This is a genomic window from Hungatella sp. (assembly GCF_046966825.1).
Genome location: NZ_JBKVCZ010000003.1, coordinates 101,256 through 125,348, shown reverse-complemented (window position 1 = coordinate 125,348; position 24,093 = coordinate 101,256). Strand labels below are relative to the sequence as shown.

The window sequence follows — 24,093 nt, the reverse complement described above, 5'->3', positions numbered from 1 at the left end:
CGCCATTGTAGACGCTGTGAGCGCAACCATTATGAAGCAGCACAATCCCGGCTTGTCCGACCCGCAGTTAAGGCAGCTTGTCGCCGCCCATATTGACGATGACAGCTTTTGCCGCTATGTGATACAGCAGGACATAAACAAGATAGCTCTTGACCTGCGGGAAGCCCATAAGGACGATTTTTTCAGCGTCCCGGAGGACAATCCTCTGGAAGATTTTTTGCAAGCCGCAGAAGCAGCGTCCACTCCGGGCAGCGACCCGGAACAGGCGGCGATGGCGTTTATCTGTAAACGGCTCAAGCTGAACTATGGGAAGCTGTCGGAGGAAGAAAGAAAGTGGCTGAAAAGGATTGCGCAGAAGTCGGACTTGCTGAAAAACCCAAAACCGCAGCGGGGGAGAAAGTAAAGGGATAAATCGGGATTTGGCAAAGGCGTGTATATGAAAAAGTAACTTCCAGTTTGCAAGAGAAAGGTATGGTGAGCGAATGAGAATATTATACGAACTTTCATGGTTATGGGAGACGCTGGTTATTGCGCTTGCGGTTGCGGCTGTTTGCGTGGTTTGCGCCATGCTAATCTGTAAGGCAGTAAAGAAGAACCTCAGCAAAAAAACGGCGGCAGTTATCGGCGCAGCAGCGTTTGCGGGCGCTGTTTTGGCAGTCATTGTGATTGCCCGGACTCCGATGCCGCTTTGATTAAACGGGATGCTTGATTGCCTGTGCATAAGTACAACTTCAAGTTTATCGGGGAAATAGCAAAGCCCTAAAACGGCTTCCCGCCCATTTCAATTTTGAGAGAAAAATCCGTCTGTTTTTTCGTGAGTGTGTCCACAAGTTCGGGACATTTTGTCCCGAAGTCCGGCGTGGGACGAGGAACGGGGGCTTTCATATACGCCCTGTCTGCTGATAAAACCAGTCCTGCGTTTGCGGCTCCACGCCACGCAATCACAGCCCTGCTTTCCTGCCGCTTCAAATGCCCTTGCCCTCTCCGGCGGCAACGGCATTTTCACGGCAACGCCGACAGAGCGTATAACACACTACACTTTGCGAGCAAAGTCGTGTGCCAAGGGGCAAGCCCCTTTGGAAACCCCTGACAACAAAACAGGCTGAATATCTCGCACTTTCCCGGTGCTTGATACTCAGCCTTTATTTGTTGTCAGCAGCCCCCGTTTCGTGGTCTGCGTGTAGTTCCTTGTAAACTGACCTAATCTGCCTGGTAATTAACTTTATTCCATACTAAATCAGACAAGTAAATTTGATTGCTAAGTATTTATGTGTCCTTACCTTCTTTACAGAAGAAAAGAAAATGTGTTATGATAGAATTATAAGTTTGTAACGTTATAAAACAGATGGGATGTGGATATCGTATGGCGACAATATTAGATGTAGCAAATCTGGCGGGTGTTTCCCAGGGGACAGTTTCAAATGTTCTGAACAGGAAGGGAAATGTTAGCAGTGAAAAAATAAAGGTAGTAGAAGAGGCTGCAAAGCAGTTGGGTTTTACTATCAACGAAAAAGCAAAGATGTTGAGGAAGGGGAGCAGCAATATTATAGCGGTTATTTTGCCTAATATTCAGTTCAGGCATTATCGCGATTTTTATACCAGTCTGAGGGCTTATGCGATCAAAAATGGCTATACTACAAATATTCTTATATCTAATGATAATCCGGAGGAGGAACTTCTTCTGATTCAGCAGGCAAAATCTGCAATGAGTGAAGGGATAGCGGTGTTTTCGTGTTTGGAAGGTTCTGAAAACAAGTATGGGCAGGCCGGTTTTACTAATGTCTGCTTTGTTGAGCGGAGGCCCCAGTTTACGGCTGATTATTATGGTTTCGACTACTCTGCAGCAGGTCGGGAGATGGCGGAATCTGCCGTGAGAAGAGGGTATCAGGATATTTTAGTATTTACTGGTTCCACACGTTTTTCGAATGAAAATGAGTTTGCAGAAGCATTTAAGCAGATGGTAAAGGTAGGGGGGGATTGCACGGTAACCCACATTTCCACGGATGCGGGAAGAATCTCCCATACGGTCTTGACTGCATTGATCGGGGAAAGGAAAGTTGATGCGGTTTTTACGACGAATATCGGCTTTGCGGATAAAATACGACAGATAAGGAACTCTTTTTCCGGAAAAGATGAGTTGCCCATACACACGCTTGCTCCGGTCTTCACACTGCCTGAAAAAGACTATAGCAAGTATGAATTGAACTATAGTTATCTCGGTAGAGAGGTGGCAGAGAATCTGATTAAATCCATAAAGGACAAACCGAAGCTGGAAAACCACATCATGGATAATGATGGACAGAGAAAGTGGCACCAGATAGAACTGAAAAAACCCGGGACGAAGTGTCTGAATGTATTGGCCCTGGAGAGTCCGGAAGCGCTTGCCATGAAAGGCCTTGCCAGACTTTACACAGAGAAGACGGGAACAGAGGTAAAGATAGCAGTATTCTCTTATGATGAAATATATGAGGCGTTTGTGAATTGTGAAGATTTCGGAATATTTGATGTTTTTCGAATTGATGTGACATGGCTGTCGTGGTTTGCTGATAAAATACTGCTTCCGATTGATGAGATTGATCCTGATATTTCTGAGATATTTCCGGAATATATACCGGCGCTTACGGACAAATATTCCAAAGTAAATGGAAGGGTCTATGCACTTCCCGTGACGCCCAGCGCCCAGTTGCTTTTTTACCGCAAGGATTTGTTTGAAAATGTGGCGATGAGGCGCCAGTATCAGGAGATGTATCGTGAAGAGTTGAAGGTTCCGGAAAGCTTTGAGGCATTTAATCGGATTGCAGGTTTTTTTACTAAAAAAATGAATGGAACCCGCCGGTTCGGTATGGCACCAGTCTGACTCTTGGAAATACGGGGGTGGCAGCGACAGAATTCCTTACCAGATTTTTCAGCTACCAGAAAAATCTTTACCAGGAGAATGGACATATTGAGATCAACAATGAAATTGGAGTGCGCGCCCTGCATGATTTGATGAAGTCTATGAAGTGCATCGGTCCAGCCAATGTGCCGTGGTGGACGGATTCAGCAAAGGCTTTTTCCGATGGAGATGTGGCAATGTCCATTATGTTCAGCAATTATGCCTCCGAGATTCTGGGGTATCAGTCAAAAATCATTGATAAAGTGGGGTGTGCTTTTGTTCCAGGGAGGAATCCTTTGATAGGAGGAGGATCATTGGGGATTGCAAAGAAGAGTCGTCATCCGGAGGATGCTCTGGCGTTTATCAAATGGATGACCAGGGAACCGGTGGCCTCGGCGCTGGCGGCGCTTGGAAGCGTCTCTCCCTGTAATAAAACGTATGAGATATACGATATTGTTGATGTTTTTCCATGGCTCGAATTATCGAAAGATTGTTTCGCTATGTCAGAGACCCGGCGTCGGCCGCCGGATCAGATGAAACCATTTAATGAACGGAAATTTTTAAGCATTCTGGGGACTGCTGTAAAGAACGTGAGCGTCGGTGTAATGGAGCCGGGAGAGGCGCTGGATACTGCGCAGAAGGCTATAGAACGTGATTTATTAAATTAACATCATTTTAAAGTAAAACGGAAGACGTCGTATAGTTACATGCCTTCCGTTTTTTTGTTTTGCAGAAATATTAGATATCCAGTACCATTCCATCAAATGCGGCGATGAAACCGTTAGTACGGGCCAGGGAATCTGTATGTTCGTGAAGCGGATTAAAGGTATGGGCGAAATGAGTGATGACAAACCGGGTATTTTCATTGGCCATGCCTTCTTTTTGCATCCGTTCTTTTACCAGTATATTATCAGGGAGCCCCATGTGATTTGGAAAATGGTGTCCGACTTCTATACTGGTACAATCTAAGACGACCAGAGAAAAACGGTGACTACTCAGATGGCGCCATGTTTCTTCAGGAAAGAAGGTGCTGTCGTGAGCGTAGAGCAGTTCTCTGGAATCTTTTTCCACAATGTAAATAAAACAGTCCTCTTTTGCATCGTGCAGCGTGGACACAGGAGTAATCTTATAATCATCAATGAAAAACGGTACGCCTCCTGTCAATTCGCAGAACTTTACATGCGAGAGCAGTGCCGCATTGTCTCTATGCTCTTCTTTGAATTTTTTATGGACAGATGAATTTCCGTATATCGTGAAAGGATGCGGTTCAATGCAGAAAGGGGGGAGTAGATAGTGAAAATCTGTAGGAAAAAAATGGTCTGCATGAGAATGGGTTACAATAAGATGATGAATTTTGCTTAAATCAACGTGTGCTTGTGTACTGAGTGCATACGTGTCGGCAGAAAAGTCGATAAGAATTTTTTCGTCAATGCATGAGCTTGTGCGCCGGCGAAGATTTTTACCTCCCAGCTCTCTTGCTTCTGTGCAGTATTTACAGGTACAAAATAGAGATGGAAAAGCTTCAGATGCACCGGTTCCGTTTAATTGTAATTTCATAGTATCCTCCATTAAAAAAGAAATTTTATAACGTTATAATAGAACCGTTCCCATGTATTGTCAAGGAAAATTACGTAAGTAAAGATAAAATTTTGTAACACAAAAAAACTTAACAATTAAAAACTTAATATTTATAACGATTTAATTGACATAAATGCTTTAAAATAAAGAATGTCACAAATAATAATAAATAAAAGAAAGAAAAACTAACAAAAATAATAAAAAATATATTGACACGTTATAATAAAAGTGATATAACAAAATCGTAAGATATTTTAACGCAAAAACATATTGAGGAGGATGAAGATGAAGGTATTAAAAAAACTCACTACAGCAGCGGTTCTGGCAGCTGTCTGTACATCGACCCTGGCAGGCTGTGGAAGTTCGTCAACTGTTAATGGAGGTGCGGATACGACGGCGGCAAAGACAGAGCAGACGGAAAAGGTGAAAGAGGAAAGCGGAGTGGAGGAGACAGCCGGCGGTCCACAGTATTCCGGCTCTTTAAGTTACTGGTCAAGCTGGAACTCTACAGAACCTCAGGCTAAAGTAATAGAAGCAGCGGCAGCGGAGTTTATGAAATTATATCCGGAGGTGAAGATTGATCTGACATTTAATGGAAGAGATAACCGAAAGCTGGTTAATCCAGCGCTGCAGGGCGGACAACAGATTGATATGTACGATGCGAATGCAGATAATATTCAGGCATACTGGATGGATACGATTATTCCGTTGGATGATTATTATGAACAGACGTATCCCACCACAAACGGTGAGAAGTACATAGATGTAATTATGCCCTCCATGGTTTCACTGGCCCGCCAGATCGGTGATGATAAGCTGTATTACGTTCCGTATTGTCCGCAGGCATTCATGTGGTTCTGCAACAAAACTATATTCGAGGATGCGGGAATAACCAAAGTTCCTACTACATGGGAGGAATTTACGGAGGTTTGTCAAACTCTGAAAGACGCAGGGTATACGCCAATTACTACGGATGACAAATATGCGGAGAATATGTTTGGCTATTATCTTTCCAGATTAAAAGGAAATGATTTTGTTGAGAAGCTGGCTTACGATACAACAGGTGAATTGTGGGATGATCCGGCAGTGCTTGAAACGGCAAAAGTATTCGAGGATATGGTAGCGAAGGGATATTTTGCATCGAATGTGGGGTCCAATACGCTTCCTTTAGGGCAGCAGGAGATGGTGCTGGAAGAAAAGATAGCTATGTACTTAAATGGAACATGGCTTCCAAACGAGGTGAAGGATACGGCAGGTTCTGATTTTAATTGGGGAGAATTTGCATTTACCACGGTTCCGGGTGGTGTAGACGGTCTGGAAGCAGGCGCTTACGGTTCCTATGGAATTGCTATAAATAATCAGTGTCAAAATCCAGATACGGCATTCGCATTTGCTGTGTATCTGACCACAGGCGAATGGGATCAAAAGATGTCGGAAGAAGCTGCGGCTATACCGATGTCAAATGATGCCCAATGGCCGGAAGCTTTAAAAGATGCAAAGACGGTGTTTGATCAGTTGACCTACCGCTATCCGTCTCAGACGGCTATCCGCATGAATAGTGATACACAGCCAATTATAGAAACTGCATGTATCAAGTTGTATGCAGGGCAGATCACTGCAGAACAGTTTATTAGCGAGTGCAGACCGAAATAATAAAAAAACAGAATGGGCTGCCGTTTTTAACTAAAATGCGGCAGCCGTACTGTTGCGGTTACTCACAAAAACAGATGTGACGAACCATTGGAGGAGGTATATTCTATGAAAACAAAAAAAAGTACACTGTTTATTTTCCTGGGACCGGCTTTTTTGCTATATATGTTTGTTTTTCTTTATCCTACGGTGAGAACTACGGCAATGAGCTTGTTTCAAATGTCCAATGTAACGACTCCGATTTCCCAATGGTCGTTTGTGGGGCTGGATAATTTTACAAAACTATTTTCTACACCATTGTTTCGTATATCCATGATTAATATTGCCAAGATCTGGCTGTTTTGTGGAATTGCGGCATTGGGACTGGCTTTTCTGTTTGCGGTGCTTTTGGTTGGAGGAATTAAAGGGAAAGGTATTTACAGGACGATTATTTACCTGCCGAATGTTATCTCGGGAATTGCTATTGGCTATATGTGGCTGCTGTACGTTTTTAATAATAAGTTTGGCCTGCTTGCAAAAGTGTTTCATGCCATTGGATTGAAAGGGCTGGCTGAGATTCCGTGGACTTCGCCGTCATACATATTCACAGCTATGTGCGTGGCCTATGTGTTCAGTTCGGTAGGCTATTATATGTTGACATATATGGCAGCGATTGAAGGGATACCGGAAGACTTTTATGAGGCGGCCAGACTGGAGGGGGCTAACAGACTTCATGAGATGATCTATATCACCTTTCCGCTCATTGCCAGTACAGTTAAGTCATCTTTGACTCTTTGGTCCAATAAGGTGATTGGATTCTTCGCATTATCACTGGTATTTGGCGGCGCTACTACGATTACGCCTATGGTTTATACGTATAATGCACTGTTTGGCACCGAAGTGTCGGTAGAATCAAATGCAGGTGTGGCGGCATCATCAGCAGTGGTGATGACGGTTATTATCATTATCTTATTTGTAGCAACCAATTTGCTTGTTAAAGATAAGAAATATGAATATTAGGGGGAAAGCCAGATGAATAAAGAAAAAGGAAAAAGAATATTAAAAGCGCTGCCGGCGCACATACTGGTTGGCTTGTGGTCTGTGTTTACGATTGTAGTGATTGGCTGGATTGTCCTGGCCTCCTTCTCTACCACAAAAGAGATTTTTACTGATAAACTTCTTCATTCCGGCTTCCATATTGAGAATTACATAAAGGCATTATTTGCAAACGATGCTTTGCTGAATCTGGTAAACTCAGTGATCTATACGGTTCCATCCTGTATTCTGATTATTTTGTTCTCTGCTCCAGCTGCCTATGCTTTGCAGCGCTATGTCTTCAGGGGAAATCGCTTTTTGCAGAAGCTCATGGTAATTGGTATGGGGATTCCCAGTGTTATGATTATTATGCCTCTGATTTCAGTAGTCAATGCAATTGGCATGACGAATTCCAGGCTGACATTGATTATCTTGTATACGGCTACTTCCATACCATTTACTACATATTTTTTGATGTCTTACTATAACAATATTTCGGTTACTTATGAAGAAGCAGCGGCAATTGATGGCTGTGGGCCGATAAGAACTTTCTGGAGCATTATCTTTCCACTTATTCAGCCTGCAATCGTGACTGTAACCATATTTAACTTTATAGGAAAGTGGAATGAATATTTTATGGCTCTTGTATTTGCGAATGATAAGAAGCTCAAGTCAATTGGCGTTGGTCTTTATTCTACGATACAGTCCATGGTTACTACGGGAGATTACGCAGGAATGTTTGCTTCTGTTGTGATTGTATTTATGCCAACGCTGCTTATATATATTTTTATGGCAGACAAGATTGTATCCGGAGTATCGCAGGGAGGTTTGAAAGGCTGATGGATTTTTACAGTTTTATGACGCAGTCAGAGCTGCTGCTCAGGATTGTTGTCGCTTGTATTTGCGGTTGCATTATCGGCTATGAACGCGAAAGCAGGAATAAGGGAGCGGGGATCAGAACTCATGCAATTGTGTCGCTTGCGGCGGCTCTGATCATGATTGTATCCAAGTATGGATTTTCGGATATCCCAGACTATGACGCTTCCCGTGTTGCGGCCCAGATTGTCAGCGGTATCGGCTTTTTGGGAGCGGGAATTATATTTGTAAGAAATAATTCTATAAGCGGTTTGACGACTGCTGCTGGTGTTTGGGCTACAGCAGGAATTGGTATGGCAGTGGGATCAGGCTTGTATTATATCGGAGTAGTAACCGCATTTTTCATTGTCCTGGCCCAGATCCTGCTTCATCAAGAGGTTTTTACAGGGAAAGAACGAAAAGGTGAAGTTGTCAAATTGGTGCTTAAGAATCAAAGCGCCGGAATTGATGAATTAAGAAGTGTATTGTCGGAAGAACAGATAGATATTATTTCAGTGGATTGGAGTCAGAAGGAAAATGGAAAATATGATATTAAAGCATCTGTTCTATTTCCGGCTGGATATGACAGGATCAGGCTTATGAGTCTGGCTGCATCTGGGGAAGGTACGATTTCACTGGAAAATTGATATAAATGATGGAGATGAGGTGATTGTTATTCTTGAATTTATAGGTTGTGGCTCTGCTTTTAATCCGCAACTGGGTAATACCAGTGCTTACATTGAAGATGGAAAACGATTTGTACTTTTAGACTGTGGAGAGAGTGTATATGCACGCCTTTTTGAACTTGGGATTTTTGAACAGTATGAAGAGATTTATGTATTGATTACACATACCCATGCAGATCATGTGGGAAGTCTTCCGTCCCTGATCTCTTATTGCTATTATGTAAAACAGAAGAAGGTGACGGTCATTCATCCGAATCGCTCGCTTATCACTTTACTGGATCATATGGGAATTGCAAGAGAGGCTTATATATTCCAGAAACCGGATTTGTTAAAACTCACCGGATTTGAAGTAAAAGCATTTTCTGTAAAACATGTAGAAGACTTAAAATGTTATGGCTACTTGATTACCACATATGGCAGGACGGTCTATTACAGCGGCGATGCATGTGAGGTTCCTCCAGCGATATTGAAACGTTTGCTGGAAGGCCGGATTGAAGCTGTCTATCAGGATACAACGGAATTCTGGACTCCGCACTTATCCCACTGTCCCGTTGAACTTTTGGCTGATATGGTGCCAGTGGAATATAGGAAACGCGTATACTGTATGCACTTTTCCAATGATTTTTCTGACAAGATTAAGGCACTCGGATTTAATGTGGTAGAATTATCAAAGAAAGAAGGAAGAATGTCATATGTATCAGATGGATATACACATTCATACGAAAGAAAGCAGCTATTGTGCGAGAGTGGCTGCTAGAGATGTGGTACATTTATACAAAGAAAAAGGATATCAGGGATTAATTATCACTGACCACTATAACAGGGAATTTTTTGATCATTTTCCGAATGAGACGTGGAAGGAGAAGGTGGATCATTATCTGGAAGGATACCGCCAGGCGAAAGCGGAAGGAGCGAAAATCGGAATGGATATTTTTCTCGGTATTGAGTTCCGATCTGTCGAGCATATTAACGATTTTCTGATTTTTGGCCTGACAGAACAGTTCTTATATGAGAGAGAAGAATTGTTCCGGTTATCCATAGAAGAGGCGTCAGAAATTTTTAAGAAAGCTGGAGCTTTGGTAATACAGGCGCATCCAATGAGAACGGGGGTAAACGTTTTGGCTGACCCTGCGTGTATTGAGGGAATCGAAGTGTATAACGGGAATCATCAATGGCCCTATGATGCGGGTGCGGCAGAAGAGGCTGCTGAGAAATACGGTTTAATTGCGTTGTCCGGATCCGATTTTCATATGACAGAAGACCTGGCCAAGGGAGGCATCGCGTTTGAAGAGCCGGTAGACGGATATGAAGACCTTCTTCGCAAATTGAGAGGGCGGGAAATAACCGGACTCATAAGGAGGTAAGAGAAATGGATTTATTTGAAAAAGTAAAGGAGAAGGGCGTTTTGATAGCCGCTCACCGCGGTGTGGCAGGTGGTAATATTGCGTGCAATACAATTGAAGCGTTTGAAGCAGCTCTCATACAGGGGGCGGATATCCTGGAAATGGATGTATTTAAGACAACGGATTCCCAATTGTATATTTTCCATACAGGTAAGGAACGGATGCAGTTAAACCGCGATATTGATGTGACGGCACTGTCCTCAACAGAAGTAGAAAAACTCCATTATGTGAACGGAGATTTTTTTGAGACAGAACAGTGCATCAATAAACTGGACGATGTTTTGGAAGCATTGAAAGGAAGATGCCTGATTAATTTAGACCGCTGCTGGGAGGATTGGAAACTGGTAAGGGAATGTGTGGAACGTCATCAGATGAGGGATCAGGTTATTTTAAAAAGTCATCCGGAGGAAAAGTATTTTCGGATGCTGGAAGAAGTGGCGCCGGATTACATGTATATGCCGATTTTATCAGAGGAAGATCACTGTACTGAGATTCTGGAGGGCAGAAACCTCCGGTTTGTTGGAGCGGAGTGTACTTTTACATCGGAACAGGCGCAGATTGCCAGTGATGAGTTTATTGATTGTATGAAGAAAAAGGGGAAATTGCTGTGGGCCAATGGAATCCTGTATTCATCCAAGGTCCCTTTGAGTGCTGGACATAGTGATGATATATCGGTTACAGGTAATCCGGAAGAAGGCTGGGGATGGCTGATGGATAAAGGCTTTGATATTATCCAGACAGACTGGACTGGAATGATGAGAGAATATCTTAAAACTAAAAAATTAAATTGATTGTTAAAAAGTTCGATCAGAAATATCTGGAAGGTATTCGGATCGGACTTTTTTGATAAACGGATCATGCTTTAACTTTTCTGTTGGGGAGTCAGACATTTTGATATAAAAGAATTTATTACCCCAATTTTATTTAATGGAACAAGTGGAGGAGTTTACCGTTATGATGAAGCAGATACTAATAATTGTCAATGATAAATTAATCTGTAAATTAATTAAGTACAATCTTCAAGATTCGTATACGAATGTATACTATGCTGTTGATATAAAAGATGGCTTTAAAAGATATCTGGAACGAGAGTACTGCCTAGTTATAATCGAAATTGATTGCAGAAATAATCGGTTGTTGGAAATGTTAAAGTACCTGCGAGAGGTGAAGTCTGTTCCGATTTTGGTTTATTCGTTGATAAATTCTATCACAAATAAGACCATCTGCCTTGATTTAGGAGCTGATGCCTGGATAGCAGCACCCTTTCGTTTGGAAGAATGTTTATCAGTGGCAAATGCATTGATCCGCAGATATACAGAATTGAATATTGGCGGACAAAATCATCATGTCATTTTCCGAAATGGTCTGACCATGGACTTAGAAAAAATGGCGGTCTGGAAAAATGGTAGGTCAATTCAATTGACAGTAAAAGAGTTTCAACTTTTATATTATTTAGCTTCCAATCAAGGGCAGGTGATTAACAAGGAACAGATCTACTATCATCTATGGAAGGAAGATATAGGTGTGGGAAGCAATAGTGTAGAGACACTGATTATGCGCCTGCGGAAAAAGTTGGAGCCGGATAAATCAGATCCAATATTTATTGAAACCATAAGGGGAGGAGGCTATCGTTTTAAATTAGAATCGAAAAAATGTTAAGTTATTGCTAAGTTACATCTAAGAAAATGTTATTTTGAATTTTTATAATCAGCTGCAAATACAAAAGCATTGCCGGGACCTGTCATGAATATTATGACGCCAGACAATGGCCGGTTCCTGTAAAGGGAGTTGCAGCTGATTGACGAAAGAGAAAAAGCGAAATCAATTACATAATAGTTTAAAAGAAGCCATAATCCTGGCATATCGCAGCCAGGGTTACGGCTTCTTTTTTTCGACAAATTTTGCGCTTTTTTGTTTTAGTAAATGGTTGTTTCGGATTCGCGGGCCGCCTTCCTGATTTTGAAATTCACACTTCAAAATCAGGAGGAACAAATTGGAATCAATTAATTGGATCGAAATCCTGGAACAGGAAGACAGGATTATAGCAAATTCAGACAGAAAACAGCGATATCACTTTTCTTCTCTGGATGCGATGAGTGAGGAGCTCGTCTATCAGGAAAGCATGACCAGATACCAGGAACAGGAATCTTATGCTGGAAAAGATGAAGATTTTACAGAGCAAGTTCGAGATGAGAGGCTAGCAGCTGCACTAAAATTACTCACGACTAAACAAAAAGAAGTCATTGAACTGATCTTTTGGGAAGGATACACCCAGGAGGAGACCGCCAGAGAATTGGGCTGTTCCCAGAGCAGTGTATCAGAGCGTTTATCAAATGGTCTGAAGCGATTAGCCGTCCATTTAAAACAATAAGGCTTAAAACAAGATCAATGGTTTATGGGCAGTGCAAAATGGTACTGCCCATACCCTTTATAGTATTCAAAAGAAAAATTCAAAAAGATTTCTCAAACCCGATATTTTTCCTTTTCCCATCTCCTATAGGTGAGAGCATATCTCACCTGTACATTGACAATCAAATATTTGTGTAACAGGTACAATGCCAAAGGAGCGGTATAACCGAAAGCACGTAGCCAGAACAGCGCCATGCGGGACATAATCCCAAGCGATCCCTGTTCGTGGCTGTTATACCCTGTGGCGGGGTAGAATCTGCGATGACCTCCAAGGCTTAATAATGATACTTCCATTCAGGCTCCCAATAACCGATCGGGAGAGACTGCACACCCGTATTTGAGAAAGAATGCGGGGCGGCGTCTATGATGTCCGCTATCGAGATTGATTCGATAACAGCCAGCGGAATGCCTGTTGCATATTTTTTAGAGCAGCAGATACCATGGGCTGGATCGGATCCTATTTGTCAAGAAAATTCACTGAAACTCCCTTCCAGCCTATGCCTGTGCTGCTCTGACATGGAGATAATAGGAGGCGGAAAAGTATGCAGGATAAAATTATGATTTACCCAGCTGACATAAGGAATCATTTATATGAAGCAGGGATATTAAGAGAAAATGAAGACGTGGTAATGGTTGCGGGCCAGTGCGCCCTTTTGGAAAATGCAGGAGAAATAAGAACAACCTATCGGGCCATAAATCTGTTTGATTATCGTACCCGGTATCTGTGCGCCAGAAAAACACCTTTTCCACAGGAAAGTTATAAAATCGTAGCCAAGCGTTTATCAGAGCTGGAAATTAATGAATTGGACGAGAATATGGAGCTGGAGTTAGATGAGAATAAAAGGGCGCAGCATCTGCTTTCCTATATATTCGATGTAATACTGCCACAGTATGGCATGGCGAAGCGAAAAAGCCAGAAGGAACTTGCCTTATCAATGTTGAGAGCCTTACAGGAAAATAAGCTTGCACTTTGTGAAGCAGAGGTCGGGACGGGAAAAACTCACGCCTACATTCTGGCGGTCACCATCCATAATCTATTTTCACAAAGTAAAACTCCGACAATGATATCAACGTCAACAATTGCTTTGCAGGAGGCCATTACAAAAGAGTATATTCCCCAGATTTCACGAATATTGCTGGAGCATCGAATCATTGATAAGCCGTTATCTTTTGTGGTACGAAAAGGAAAATCTCATTTCGTATGTGATTCCAGGCTAAAGACTTACGAAAGCTCTATTCGAAATCAGAATCGTCCGGAAGATCAGGGACTTTTGGCACAATTGGGGGAACTGTGGAGAGAACAGGAACATTATTTGGATCTGGATGGTTTTCCATTAACACCCTATGTAAAAGAAAGAATCAATGTATCTCAGTGTTCCGAATTTTGTCCGCATTCTTCCTATTGCAGGTTCGCGTCTTTCAGTCGGCGTTGGCTGTCTGAGAGTTATGACTTTCAGATATCAAATCACAATTACATATTAGCGGATGTTGTTAATCGCAGGGAAGGGAAGAAAAAGTTACTTCCCTATTATAATATAGCGGTATTTGATGAAGCTCATAAATTGATCGATGCAGCCAGGCAGATTTACTGTACCCGGTTATCAGAGAATGAGATCCCTAAGCTAATTCATTTAATTTCACCAGAGCGTTTTGTAGACAAGAGTTCACAGCGACAAATGATGGAGCTTTGTACTGGTTTGTCAGAAAAAAATACCCGGCTGTTTCAAAAGACTGGCGGAGCTTTCATACAGTCCAATCAAATGGAAAATATCAGCAGGACCATCGAAGAAGACAGGAGTACACGATTATGGATTCGAGATCTGATTGGCATGTTGGAAAAATTGGGCCGTATATTTGTAACAGTGAAAATGGATTCCTGTGGCCGTGTGAAAACGATCCGGAATACAGCACAGTCGATAGAGGACAGGCTCAATGTATTTTTAAGTGCAAAGCAGAATATCAGTTGGATCGAGAAGTCGGACAGCGGGGGCCTGGAATTTTGTTCGCTGCCAAGAGAATTGGAACGCATTTTATATCATGATTTGTGGCATACGGGGGTGCACAGCATTATTACTTCGGGCACGATATCGGTTGGAGGCAATTTCGATCATTTTAAGCGTATGACGGGAATTGACTTGCTGCAGCCACAAAACAGACGGGTTATGGAGGTTTCCAAGTTATCCCCATTCAACTATTCACAGAATGCAATTCTTTATATACCAGAGGAGCTGCCTTTCCCGGATATTCATGATGAGAAATATATTGAGGCCATATCCAGAGAGATTATTCATTTAATCTGCGCAACTTTTGGACATACATTGATATTGTTTTCATCATACTGGCTGATGGAACGTATTTTTTATGAAGTAAAGCAGGAAATCCAATCATTCCCGCTCTTTATCATGAAACGAGGGAGAATGGATATGATTGAAAAATTCAGGAGAAGCGGAAATGGCGTTCTTTTTGCCAGCGACAGCGCTGGAGAAGGAATTGATTTACCGGGAGATATTTTGTCCAGTGTAATAATAGTGAAACTTCCTTTTCCTGTGCCAAGTCCGATTCTGGAATATGAGCGGACAAAGTATGATGATTTTTCGCAATATGTGAAGGAAATCATCACTCCGGGGATGATTATTAAACTGAGACAGTGGTTTGGCCGTGGTATTCGGAGAGAAACGGATACGGCGGTTTTTTCGATTCTGGACAGCAGAGTTGGTATACATGGAAGATACCGTGATGATGTGTTGAAGGCGTTGCCGGACATGCCGGTCACTGGTCGAATTGAAGAAATAAGACGTTTTATTGCAGAGAAAAAAACTGGAGAATACTTTTTGCTTTAAGGTATTTTATATTTCCAAAGCAAAAAGTCCGGAGAAATAAAATGGATCAGATAGAAAAAAGAGTCTGGGGCTATTGCCGGTGCGGTGGAGCCGATCAGACAGACATTGAAAATCAGGTGGAACAATTGAAACAATATGCTGAATCCTGTGGGTACACTCTTTCAGGCTATACAGTGGGACACGGTTCCAGTCTGGAACCGGACAGCCCTGATATGGCTGAGATCGAAAGGGCTGCAAAAGAATATGCTGCTGATACCCTGCTAATCAATGCCGCAAGCCGTTTGTCACGAAAAACAGTTGAATTGCTAGGTTCATTAAAATATATAGCTCAGATACCCATGAATGTGGAGTGTGTCAACGGAACGGATTTATCAGCCGATAGCCCTTTCAAAGATATCGTAATGGCAATGTCTGAATGTATGAGAAGTGTTGGACCAGAATACGAGGCTAAGTATGAAGAGGATTATGAGCTTGATCTGAATGATGGCAGCGAAGAACTTGGACGGTGAATACTATTAACGAAGCTAAAAGCGCTTTTTACATAAATTACAGACATTCAGACAAGTTGGTAAAACATATCCTGAAATAAAGGAGGTGCGGATATGGAACCAGTTATAGCCATGGACATGGAAGAAATGAAAAATGTTGATATTAGGACAGTTGACAGAGAATCACTGGCGGATATAAACGATGTACATATTAATCGAAAACTGCCACGAGAAGAAAGAATGGCGGATTTTATCCGTCAAATCAAAAATCCCTATTGCTATCGTTGTGGGAAGGCTGTGGTGAAAGTAGGCTTTACCGATACAGAGGTAACTCTGGAGGATAGGCTGGAACACTATCTGAAAACACTATGAAAAGCAAGACGATCAGCTGTAAGCAAACGGGCTTGACTCCATTGCTTTATAATGGTATATTCTAAACCAATAAGCATACCGGTGAAGTCCCATTGTGAAAAGTTTGGCTGAGGATTTTTTACAATCGGAGGTTCACTATGAAAAATTTAACAGATAATAGAATATATCGTGCGGACGCATACCTGCGCCTATCTAAAGAAGATGGCGATAAAGTGGAAAGCGACAGCATAGCAAACCAACGGGATTTGATCAGGCATTTTCTTGCAGATAAACCGGACATACAGCTTGTCGACGAACAGATTGACGATGGATATTCCGGTGCGACATTTGACCGGCCCTCTTTTCAAAAGATGATGGAAGATGTAAAGAGTGGAAAAATCAACTGTATTATTGTCAAAGATTTATCCCGTTTTGGAAGAAATTTTGTTGAAGCAGGGCGTTATATCGATCAGATTTTCCCAGAGTACGGCGTTCGCTTTATTGCTATCAATGATAACTTTGACAGCGCTAAAGGCCGCAGCCAGTCGGATAATGTTTTACTGCCCTTTTTAAATCTGGTTAATGACGCCTTTTGCCGCGACATTTCTATCAAGGTCAGAAGCCAGCTTGAAGTCAAAAGAAAAAAAGGAGATTTCGTTGGCTCTTTTGCCGTGTATGGCTATCTAAAAGATCCTGACAATCGGCATAAACTCATTGTAGACGAATTTGCAGCCAATGTGGTGCGGGATATTTTCAAATGGAAGATTGACGGCCTAAGCCAGCAGCGTATTGCGGATCGATTGAATGAGCTTGGCATCCTCTCCCCGATGGAGTATAAAAAAAATTGCGGTATGGCATACCGTACCGGCTTCCAGGTCAGTACGAAGGCAAAATGGACAGCAGTAGCCGTTGGCCGAATTCTGCGCAATGAATTTTATATCGGTACATTAGTACAGGGGAAACGTACAACACCCAATCATAAGGTAAAAAAGACAATCGAAAAGCCGAATAACGAGTGGGTAAGGATCGAAAACAATCATGAGCCTATTGTGACAATAGAAGAATTTTCTGCTGTAGGGCGGCTCCTATTGCAGGACACCCGTGTTGCGCCAGATCAGAATACTGTCTCTCTTTTTTCAGGTCTGATCTTCTGTGGTGATTGTGGTCAAAACATGGTTAAAAATGGTGTTTGCAAGGCTGGCAAAACTTACAGCTACTATATGTGCTGTACCAATCGTGCAAAAAAAGGATGCAGCAGCCATCGAATCCCGGAGCAAGCAGTTGCAGATTCGGTGCTCATGTCCTTAAAGGAACATATTTCAACTGTCCTTGAGATAGAAAAGACACTGGAATTTTTGGCTGGATTGCCCTTACAGAGGGCAGAGGTGCAGAAAGCAGATGCCCGTCTTGTCAGTAAACAGGAAGAAATAAAAAGGTATGAGAAATTAAAAGCTACCCTTTATGAAGCTCTGGCAGACGGTCTGATTGATAAGTCGGAATATCTGGAGTTAAAGGCTGTATATGATAAAAAAATGCAGGAAGCCCGGAGCGAAGAAGTGAAAGTAAAAGATGAGCTTGAAAGCATTCTGCAAAATCAGTCTGTAAATTCCCAGTGGATTGAACATTTCAGGGCATATCAGAACATTGATACACTGGATCGCCGTATGGTCGTTACCCTGATTGAACGAATTCTCGTATACGAGGACTACCGCCTGCAAATCGAATTTCGTTATCAGGCCGACTATGAGCGTGCGCTTGCCATGATTCAGGCCTCTGGTGTAAAGGAGGTGGTCTGATATGGCGAGAGTGAGCAGAAAACAGACGGTATCGCCTGCTGCTCCGGTACTGGTTGAGCGGGTTTACTGTGTCGGTCTATATGTGAGGCTCTCTAAAGAGGATAATGGATATCACACCAGTGATTCTATTCAAATGCAGCAATGCCTTTTAGAACAATATGTAAAAACACAGCAGGACATGAAATTAGTTGGTATATTCTGTGATAATGGAGCGACCGGTACGGACTTCGACCGCCCGGATTTTGAACGTATGATGGAAGCTGTCCGCCGCCGCGAGATTGATTGTATCGTGGTGAAGGACTTGTCGCGTTTTGGACGCAACTATGTAGAAACAGGATATTATCTGGAAAAGATTTTTCCGTTTCTTGGGGTTCGATTCGTGGCAGTCAATGACTGCTATGACACCTTGAAGTGTGCAGACGGTGATGAAATGGTCGTCTCACTGAAGAATATTGTAAACTCTTTATTTGCTAAGGATATTTCTAAAAAGTCCGGCACTGCGCTTAGACGTAAACAGGAAAAGGGAGAATTTATTGGTTCATGGACGCCCTATGGCTATCTAAAAAGCCCGGAGGATAAAAACCATCTTATCATAGATCCAGAAACCGCCCCTATCGTGCGAGATATCTTCACATGGCGTCTGGAAGGACTGGGATATGACGAAATTGCCAAAAGGCTGAATGAGCAGAAAATCCTGTGTCCTACAATGGTTCGCTTTTTGAGAGGGGAATTTAAAAAAGATTCGCCCCGTACAGTAGGAACGCGGTGGGTGGCACAAACGGTCAAAAATATTACAAATAATATGGTTTACGCGGGACATATGGCACAGGGAAAGCAAATACGTTCCTTGTGTGAAGGGATTCCGCGCAAAGAAATGGAACGACAGGATTGGATTATTGTACGCAATACGCATACACCCATTGTTGACGAGGATACCTGGAATCGTGTACAAAGAATAAACAGTGAAGCGAAGACGAAGAATACAGAAAAAAGGCAGCTTCCGAAAACAGAGAATCTATTAGTTGGTATGGTATACTGCAAAGATTGTGGCCGGACTATGGGGCGGTATAAAAATTGCTCCCGCAAAGGACATATTCGCTATACATATTGCTGTCGTATTCGTAAAGCCAGCAAAGGTATGAGCGGCTGCACTTTGAAAAGTATTGGTGAACAGGAGCTGTTTGACATTATTCTTAAAAGTATCCGTATTCAAATTGCGGCTACAATTGAGCAGGAAAATCTTTTGAGAAGGTTGAAGGCACAGCCGGAATACCAAAAGACAAAGCGGAAACTGGAAAGTTCCCTGGCTGAGATTCAAACAGCGATTTCTAAAAATATGGCAAGACGTGCTGCCCTGTTTGAAAGTTATAATGATAATGTGGTCAGTGATGAAGAATATTTGTATATGAAACAGCGATACGATGTACAGGCGGCGGAATTACTATCAAGACAGGAACAGCTTCTTGCTGAGCAGGTGGTTTATGCAAAGACGCTCTCTCCTGAAAACGAATGGATAAAGGCTTGCCGCAAATATGATGGAGTAAAGCAGCTTTCCCGGGCTATGGTTTTGGAATTGATTCATCATATCACAATAGAGGGACGGAATGACGTTCATATTACATGGAATTTTAAAGACGAGTATCAAACCCTCATAAGCTATACAGAGGGGGTGCAGGTATGAATACATTGGCTTTATATACCAGGGCGTCAAATGAGGACGAAAATCTGGGCGAAAGCGCCACAATTCAAAACCAGCGTGATCTTCTATACCATTATATCCGGAGCAAACAGGAATTCAAAGATTGGAATGTTTTGGAATTTCAGGATGATGGTTGGTCAGGAACGACCTTCGACCGGCCGGGTATTGGAAAGCTTCTGAAACTGGCCGGTAAAGAAGTACAGTGTATTATTGTCAAGGATTTTTCACGTTTCGGCCGGAATCTGATTGAAGTAGGAAACTATCTGGATCAGATTTTCCCCTTCCTCGGCGTCCGGTTTATTGCAGTTAATGAGGGGTATGACAGTAATGATAATGCAGGACGTACCATTGGTTTGGATGTATCTCTAAAAGCAATGGTCTACGAAATGTACAGCCGGGATTTATCAAAGAAGATCAGCAGTGTCAAAGAGGAGCAAATGAAGAGCGGCCATTATGCAGGCAGTTTTGCATTTTATGGGTATCAGAAGTCAAAGGATTCTAAAAGTGGTCTGGAAATAGATCCGGAAGCCGCAGGCATAGTCAAACGTATTTTTTCTCTTGCTGCTTCAGGAGTTAAGACGCTTCAGATTGCCGTCCTGCTTAACAAAGAGGGGATTTTACCCCCGCTGAGTTACCGGAAACAGAAAAAAATGGACGAACATTTTCAATGCCCTACGGCAACAGAACACAATATCTGGACGCAGGCCAGGATAGCGGCTATCATTCGTGATGAAAGGTATACCGGTGTTCTGGTTAGCAAAAAGAAGCAGCGCATTGATATTTCTACAAAAAAGATAAAACTAAATGACCGTAAAGAGTGGATTCGAGTGGAGAATGCAATGGATGCCATTGTCACAAGAGAAGAATTTGGGCAGGCTCAGGAAGCGCTGGTTCGACGCGGAAATCGGAATAAAGTAACTCCATCGGAACCATTAAGAGTCCTTTTGAAATGTGGAATATGTGGAAAAGCATTAGACCGGATTGATTGTAAAAATCCGTATTTTCGATGCGTCACCGGAAGATTTGAACCTGATTCGCTGTGTGCGGAAATTCGTATAGAGAGAAAAGAATTAGAGCAGACGGTTCTTTCTGCTTTGAAGTATCAAATTCAGCTTATGCAGGAAAATAAGCCATCTGATAAGAGCGGATCGGAAACAACGATCAGACAGAACCTTGAAAAAATAGATGGACAAATGGGTAAATATAAATCTAATCAGATGATACAGTTTGAACGATTTGCAGGTGGCTTGATTGACCGCGAACAGTTTATTATGGAAAAGAAGAAAATTGCTGAACAGATATCAGCACTTCAAGCGGAGAAAGAAGAATTGTTTCGGCAATTACAAAACGTTGAACAATTGGCGCAAGTGGAGGAACATGACTTGGGACGGTATGCCTTCGTGGAAACACTGTCAAGAGAGTTGCTGGTAGCACTGATCCAGGAGATACGGATTCAATCTGACCATGTAATTGAAATAAATTGGAACTTCCGTTAATTAGGAAGATAATTTTTTTATGTATGTCTTGACACAAGCAAATGAGATCGTAGTGCCGATCATCATCATGGCCTATATGGCAGAGGGAAGTCTGCTGGATATCAGCGATCTGTCAGTACTAAGAGATCTTCTGGTGAGCCACGGCTGGACCTGGATCACGGCTGTCAGCACCATGCTGTTCTCCCTGATGCACTGGCCCTGTTCCACCACCTGTCTTACAATAAAAAAAGAGACCCAGAGTGTGAAGTGGACGGTTGCTTCCTTCCTGGTTCCTACGGTTACGGGAATTGTTGTATGCTTTTTGTTCACGACTATAGCAAGAGCGTTTTTGTAGGAGAGCAGAATTCCAGGCCGCGTCCCATATGTCTGACAATATGGGACGCGGCCTGAATATTTGTTAAATCCCGCTTTTCTTCTCCGCCTCCCGGTATTCTCCCGGTGTCATATCCTCGTATTTTTTAAAGATCTTCGAAAAGTAGTAGGAGTAGCTGAAGCCTGTCTGCTCCGCAATGTCCTTGATGGACAGGTCGGTCTCAGACAGCAGCTTTTTGGATAATTCCACTTTCTTACGGTTTACATAATCATTAAAGTTGTAACCGGTTCTCTCCTTGATAATCTGGCTGATGTAGAAACGGTTGTAGTTGAAATGTTCCGTCAGATCGACCATCTGCAGATTTTCCGTGAAATGGTCGTTGATGTAAGCGATGATCTCCGGATCATCAGAGGTGCAGGACAGGCGTTCCACAGAGCTGATGATTTTACATACCATGTCCGTAATTTCTGCTTCAATTTTATCCAGATCATAGATGCCGTCCATATATGGAGCGGGCATCTTTGAAATAGGAAAGTCTCCGATATCCAGCTTATTTTCATAAATCACCCCATAGAGACTGGAGAGAAGCTGAAAAAAGACGAAGGTGATCTCCTGTTTTTTCAAATGGCGGTACTGCTTCAGCTCCACGAAGATAGCGTGAAGTGCTTCCAGGCTCTCTTCGTACAGCCCGAGACTGACAAAATGGGTGAAACGCCGTTCTTTTTCATAGGGATATTCAAAGGCGCTTCCTACATTTTTCTGAATCTGATAGATGTTAATTACGGGAGAGTCGAATGTGGTGACGAAGTTCAGCGCCGTGACCGAGTCCGCATAGCTCTTATAGAGCAGCTGAATCTTGGTGACGAAACGGCCAATGCCGATATTGGTCTGAACATTTGTCTGCTGACGGATTCCACGGCAGAGATTTTCGGCAAATTCGGCCGCGGCTCCTATTTTCGTTTCTTCCTCCTCATCTCCAGGTAAGTGAAGCGCAATGCTGATTGCATCCTTTTCCGTTTCGGCGTAGAAGCCGGAGGCCGATTCCGAAAACAGCTGGCTTAAGACGGATAGTGTCTTCAGCTTGACCTGCCATTTCTCTTCTTCCGTATACTGGTTTACAGCCGGTTTCAGCGTCATTACGATATAGTTCTCCAGCTTTAAATAGATATCCTGATAGCGCAGCTTTTCCAGCATCTCGTCCAGAGACCAGTCCGGAAGCGTTATGATTTCCGTTAAAAGGTGATTCCGGTAGATAGGAAGTGCTTCTTTTAAATGAACTCTCATCGTCTGATTTTCTATTTTCATACGCCCAATGTAATTGTCAAGTGCTTCAAATTCTCCAGTCTGGGCCGGCTCCGATGAGATAATAGACGAAAGAATCCTTCGGAGCGGACGGAACAGGCGAAGAAATGCATACAGGATAATGGCAAGTGCAGCCAGAAACAGAGTGGCGACAAACAGTATATAATAGATATCGAGGCCTGCGAAGAGGACGGACGGAGCAGGGGTTTCAAAGAGATAGAGGAGTCCTGTATTTTCGCTGATGAGCTTTGTCACGACCGTCTGATCGAGGAGGACAGTACTCTCACTGGATGAGGGCAGTGTTCCCTCTCCCCAGATACACGTGCCCTGACTGTCGAACATGGACAACTGTTCACTGCCGGATACACAGTATTTGCGTACCAGCTCCTCCGAGACAACTCTGGAGAAGTTGATATTGACCACGAGACAGCTCTGAGAGTAGCCGTCGGAGGAAGGAACCTTCATGACGATTGAGGATATATTCTGTCCTCCGAGCACATGGGGGGTGGAGCGGCTGTACAGTGTGCGCAGACTGGTTCGTTTGTCCTGTGACAGCATATCGTTAATGGGAACGGGATCGAAGAAGCGGTCAAAGGGCATAGCGCCCATGGCGGTTGACAAAACCGTCTGATAATTGGGCAGATAGAGATAGACCGAATCAAAGTATTCATTGACTGGAAGCATGGAGGAGAGGTAGGACATGAGCGCAGTTTTGTGCTCAAAGGAATTGTCATATGTCTCCACAATGCGGATGAATTCCCGGTTGTTATGTACCATGTTCCAGCAGGCCGTACGCATGAGATCCATGGAAGCGTCAAATTCCCGTGAGATTTGCAGAGCTGTATTGTAATTATCCTTTTTCAGCTGCTCCGTATAGAGCTGCTGAGCCCGGTGGTTGTAAAGCAGCAGATTGAGGATGAGAATAAGGCATAGGGTCAGAGTCAGCAAAAGTACAAACTGTTTCTGCGCAGATTTTCTGGACGAAAAAGACTGATGCTTCATGGAAACTCCCCCCGTTTCTGATGAATAAAACTGTAGCTTTTCTCTGTGATTCTGTGCCTGAATTATATCATTTGGGGGAATAAAAGTAAACATTCCCACAGGCATGAAAAATGGATATAAATATAGAAAACATCGGTTTCACGGGGAAAATTGGCGGAGTAATAGATTTGTGAATCACATTTTTATTCATTGTCCGGCTGTGTAAGACGGCCTGGCGGAGGTAATAGTTTTGTCAATTGCACTTTTTATTATATACATTTGAGCGGCAGGGGCTTAAGATGAAATTGCCAGCCATGGACAAGGCATTTCGTTTTAATCACAATCTGTATTGTTAAG

Annotated in this window: 21 protein-coding genes and 1 pseudogene; 20 read left to right on the top strand and 2 right to left on the bottom strand. The window is 42.8% G+C overall.

Annotated elements, in window-relative coordinates; genetic code table 11:
* The 4 genes and pseudogenes from ACLTD4_RS02145 to ACLTD4_RS02130 all read left to right on the top strand — a co-directional run.
* Window positions 1–403 (top strand): annotated as a pseudogene (locus ACLTD4_RS02145) (transcriptional regulator); the annotation flags it as partial.
* 79 nt (window positions 404–482) lie between these two features.
* On the top strand, window positions 483–692 hold the full coding sequence (locus ACLTD4_RS02140) for a hypothetical protein (protein ID WP_003503778.1): 210 nt from the start codon (window positions 483–485) through the stop codon (window positions 690–692).
* A 671-nt stretch (window positions 693–1,363) separates the two neighbouring features.
* Complete coding sequence (locus ACLTD4_RS02135; protein ID WP_412331092.1) at window positions 1,364–2,857, top strand: extracellular solute-binding protein; 1,494 nt, start codon at window positions 1,364–1,366, stop codon at window positions 2,855–2,857.
* A 17-nt stretch (window positions 2,858–2,874) separates the two neighbouring features.
* Window positions 2,875–3,543: an ABC transporter substrate-binding protein gene (locus tag ACLTD4_RS02130; protein WP_412331091.1), complete on the top strand. Its 669-nt coding sequence runs from the start codon at window positions 2,875–2,877 to the stop codon at window positions 3,541–3,543.
* Window positions 3,544–3,613: 70 nt separating this feature from the next.
* Here the strand turns inward: ACLTD4_RS02130 and ACLTD4_RS02125 are convergent, their stop codons facing one another.
* A complete protein-coding gene (locus tag ACLTD4_RS02125; protein WP_025529841.1) occupies window positions 3,614–4,432 on the bottom strand; it encodes an MBL fold metallo-hydrolase in 819 nt (272 codons plus the stop codon).
* Window positions 4,433–4,738: 306 nt separating this feature from the next.
* Between ACLTD4_RS02125 and ACLTD4_RS02120 the strand changes: the two genes are divergently transcribed.
* The 16 genes from ACLTD4_RS02120 (at window position 4,739) to ACLTD4_RS02045 (ending at window position 21,474) form a co-directional block, all read left to right on the top strand.
* The gene (locus ACLTD4_RS02120) at window positions 4,739–6,106 is read left to right on the top strand and encodes an ABC transporter substrate-binding protein (RefSeq protein WP_025529843.1); all 1,368 of its coding nucleotides are present in this window, start codon (window positions 4,739–4,741) and stop codon (window positions 6,104–6,106) included.
* A 105-nt stretch (window positions 6,107–6,211) separates the two neighbouring features.
* Window positions 6,212–7,102 (top strand): carbohydrate ABC transporter permease, encoded by an 891-nt coding sequence (locus tag ACLTD4_RS02115; RefSeq protein ID WP_006772925.1) that lies wholly within the window; start codon window positions 6,212–6,214, stop codon window positions 7,100–7,102.
* Between the two features lie 12 nt (window positions 7,103–7,114).
* Window positions 7,115–7,957, top strand: a complete 843-nt coding sequence (locus ACLTD4_RS02110; protein ID WP_006772926.1) for a carbohydrate ABC transporter permease — start codon at window positions 7,115–7,117, stop codon at window positions 7,955–7,957.
* On the top strand, window positions 7,957–8,619 hold the full coding sequence (locus tag ACLTD4_RS02105; protein ID WP_006772927.1) for an MgtC/SapB family protein: 663 nt from the start codon (window positions 7,957–7,959) through the stop codon (window positions 8,617–8,619). Before ACLTD4_RS02110 ends, ACLTD4_RS02105 begins: the two co-directional genes overlap by 1 nt.
* Window positions 8,620–8,638: 19 nt before the next feature.
* Complete coding sequence (locus ACLTD4_RS02100) at window positions 8,639–9,415, top strand: MBL fold metallo-hydrolase (RefSeq protein ID WP_006772928.1); 777 nt, start codon at window positions 8,639–8,641, stop codon at window positions 9,413–9,415.
* Complete coding sequence (locus tag ACLTD4_RS02095; RefSeq protein WP_025529845.1) at window positions 9,351–10,022, top strand: PHP domain-containing protein; 672 nt, start codon at window positions 9,351–9,353, stop codon at window positions 10,020–10,022. Before ACLTD4_RS02100 ends, ACLTD4_RS02095 begins: the two co-directional genes overlap by 65 nt.
* A gap of 5 nt (window positions 10,023–10,027) precedes the next feature.
* The gene (locus ACLTD4_RS02090) at window positions 10,028–10,852 is read left to right on the top strand and encodes a glycerophosphodiester phosphodiesterase family protein (protein WP_006772930.1); all 825 of its coding nucleotides are present in this window, start codon (window positions 10,028–10,030) and stop codon (window positions 10,850–10,852) included.
* A 163-nt stretch (window positions 10,853–11,015) separates the two neighbouring features.
* Complete coding sequence (locus tag ACLTD4_RS02085) at window positions 11,016–11,720, top strand: response regulator transcription factor (protein WP_039891402.1); 705 nt, start codon at window positions 11,016–11,018, stop codon at window positions 11,718–11,720.
* A 334-nt stretch (window positions 11,721–12,054) separates the two neighbouring features.
* A complete protein-coding gene (locus ACLTD4_RS02080; RefSeq protein ID WP_006772933.1) occupies window positions 12,055–12,432 on the top strand; it encodes an RNA polymerase sigma factor in 378 nt (125 codons plus the stop codon).
* Window positions 12,433–13,012: 580 nt separating this feature from the next.
* Window positions 13,013–15,310, top strand: coding sequence for an ATP-dependent DNA helicase (locus ACLTD4_RS02075; RefSeq protein WP_006772936.1), 2,298 nt, complete (start codon window positions 13,013–13,015; stop codon window positions 15,308–15,310).
* A gap of 41 nt (window positions 15,311–15,351) precedes the next feature.
* A complete protein-coding gene (locus ACLTD4_RS02070) occupies window positions 15,352–15,819 on the top strand; it encodes a recombinase family protein (RefSeq protein ID WP_006772937.1) in 468 nt (155 codons plus the stop codon).
* A gap of 93 nt (window positions 15,820–15,912) precedes the next feature.
* The gene (locus ACLTD4_RS02065) at window positions 15,913–16,170 is read left to right on the top strand and encodes a DUF6870 family protein (RefSeq protein WP_006772938.1); all 258 of its coding nucleotides are present in this window, start codon (window positions 15,913–15,915) and stop codon (window positions 16,168–16,170) included.
* A gap of 137 nt (window positions 16,171–16,307) precedes the next feature.
* Entirely contained in the window at window positions 16,308–17,945 is a 1,638-nt protein-coding gene (locus tag ACLTD4_RS02060) for a recombinase family protein (RefSeq protein ID WP_006772939.1), read from the top strand.
* 1 nt (window position 17,946) lies between these two features.
* A complete protein-coding gene (locus ACLTD4_RS02055) occupies window positions 17,947–19,626 on the top strand; it encodes a recombinase family protein (protein WP_006772940.1) in 1,680 nt (559 codons plus the stop codon).
* Entirely contained in the window at window positions 19,623–21,140 is a 1,518-nt protein-coding gene (locus ACLTD4_RS02050) for a recombinase family protein (RefSeq protein ID WP_412331090.1), read from the top strand. The genes ACLTD4_RS02055 and ACLTD4_RS02050 overlap by 4 nt, the downstream gene beginning before the upstream one ends.
* Before the next feature lie 19 nt (window positions 21,141–21,159).
* Entirely contained in the window at window positions 21,160–21,474 is a 315-nt protein-coding gene (locus tag ACLTD4_RS02045; RefSeq protein ID WP_025529847.1) for a nucleoside recognition domain-containing protein, read from the top strand.
* A gap of 63 nt (window positions 21,475–21,537) precedes the next feature.
* Here the strand turns inward: ACLTD4_RS02045 and ACLTD4_RS02040 are convergent, their stop codons facing one another.
* Entirely contained in the window at window positions 21,538–23,757 is a 2,220-nt protein-coding gene (locus ACLTD4_RS02040; RefSeq protein ID WP_181988661.1) for a helix-turn-helix domain-containing protein, read from the bottom strand.
* Window positions 23,758–24,093: the final 336 nt, after the last annotated feature.

What these genes read in the sequence shown, in the direction of transcription:
- ACLTD4_RS02115 (WP_006772925.1), top strand. Translation starts at nt 6,212, where the DNA reads ATGAAAACAAAAAAAAGTACACTGTTTATTTTCCTGGGACCGGCTTTT.
- ACLTD4_RS02070 (WP_006772937.1), top strand. Translation starts at nt 15,352, where the DNA reads ATGGATCAGATAGAAAAAAGAGTCTGGGGCTATTGCCGGTGCGGTGGA.
- ACLTD4_RS02040 (WP_181988661.1), bottom strand. Translation starts at nt 23,757, where the DNA reads ATGAAGCATCAGTCTTTTTCGTCCAGAAAATCTGCGCAGAAACAGTTT.
- ACLTD4_RS02085 (WP_039891402.1), top strand. Translation starts at nt 11,016, where the DNA reads ATGATGAAGCAGATACTAATAATTGTCAATGATAAATTAATCTGTAAA.
- ACLTD4_RS02060 (WP_006772939.1), top strand. Translation starts at nt 16,308, where the DNA reads ATGAAAAATTTAACAGATAATAGAATATATCGTGCGGACGCATACCTG.
- ACLTD4_RS02125 (WP_025529841.1), bottom strand. Translation starts at nt 4,432, where the DNA reads ATGAAATTACAATTAAACGGAACCGGTGCATCTGAAGCTTTTCCATCT.
- ACLTD4_RS02140 (WP_003503778.1), top strand. Translation starts at nt 483, where the DNA reads ATGAGAATATTATACGAACTTTCATGGTTATGGGAGACGCTGGTTATT.
- ACLTD4_RS02065 (WP_006772938.1), top strand. Translation starts at nt 15,913, where the DNA reads ATGGAACCAGTTATAGCCATGGACATGGAAGAAATGAAAAATGTTGAT.
- ACLTD4_RS02110 (WP_006772926.1), top strand. Translation starts at nt 7,115, where the DNA reads ATGAATAAAGAAAAAGGAAAAAGAATATTAAAAGCGCTGCCGGCGCAC.
- ACLTD4_RS02095 (WP_025529845.1), top strand. Translation starts at nt 9,351, where the DNA reads ATGTATCAGATGGATATACACATTCATACGAAAGAAAGCAGCTATTGT.
- ACLTD4_RS02050 (WP_412331090.1), top strand. Translation starts at nt 19,623, where the DNA reads ATGAATACATTGGCTTTATATACCAGGGCGTCAAATGAGGACGAAAAT.
- ACLTD4_RS02120 (WP_025529843.1), top strand. Translation starts at nt 4,739, where the DNA reads ATGAAGGTATTAAAAAAACTCACTACAGCAGCGGTTCTGGCAGCTGTC.
- ACLTD4_RS02105 (WP_006772927.1), top strand. Translation starts at nt 7,957, where the DNA reads ATGGATTTTTACAGTTTTATGACGCAGTCAGAGCTGCTGCTCAGGATT.
- ACLTD4_RS02045 (WP_025529847.1), top strand. Translation starts at nt 21,160, where the DNA reads ATGTATGTCTTGACACAAGCAAATGAGATCGTAGTGCCGATCATCATC.
- ACLTD4_RS02090 (WP_006772930.1), top strand. Translation starts at nt 10,028, where the DNA reads ATGGATTTATTTGAAAAAGTAAAGGAGAAGGGCGTTTTGATAGCCGCT.
- ACLTD4_RS02075 (WP_006772936.1), top strand. Translation starts at nt 13,013, where the DNA reads ATGCAGGATAAAATTATGATTTACCCAGCTGACATAAGGAATCATTTA.
- ACLTD4_RS02055 (WP_006772940.1), top strand. Translation starts at nt 17,947, where the DNA reads ATGGCGAGAGTGAGCAGAAAACAGACGGTATCGCCTGCTGCTCCGGTA.
- ACLTD4_RS02135 (WP_412331092.1), top strand. Translation starts at nt 1,364, where the DNA reads ATGGCGACAATATTAGATGTAGCAAATCTGGCGGGTGTTTCCCAGGGG.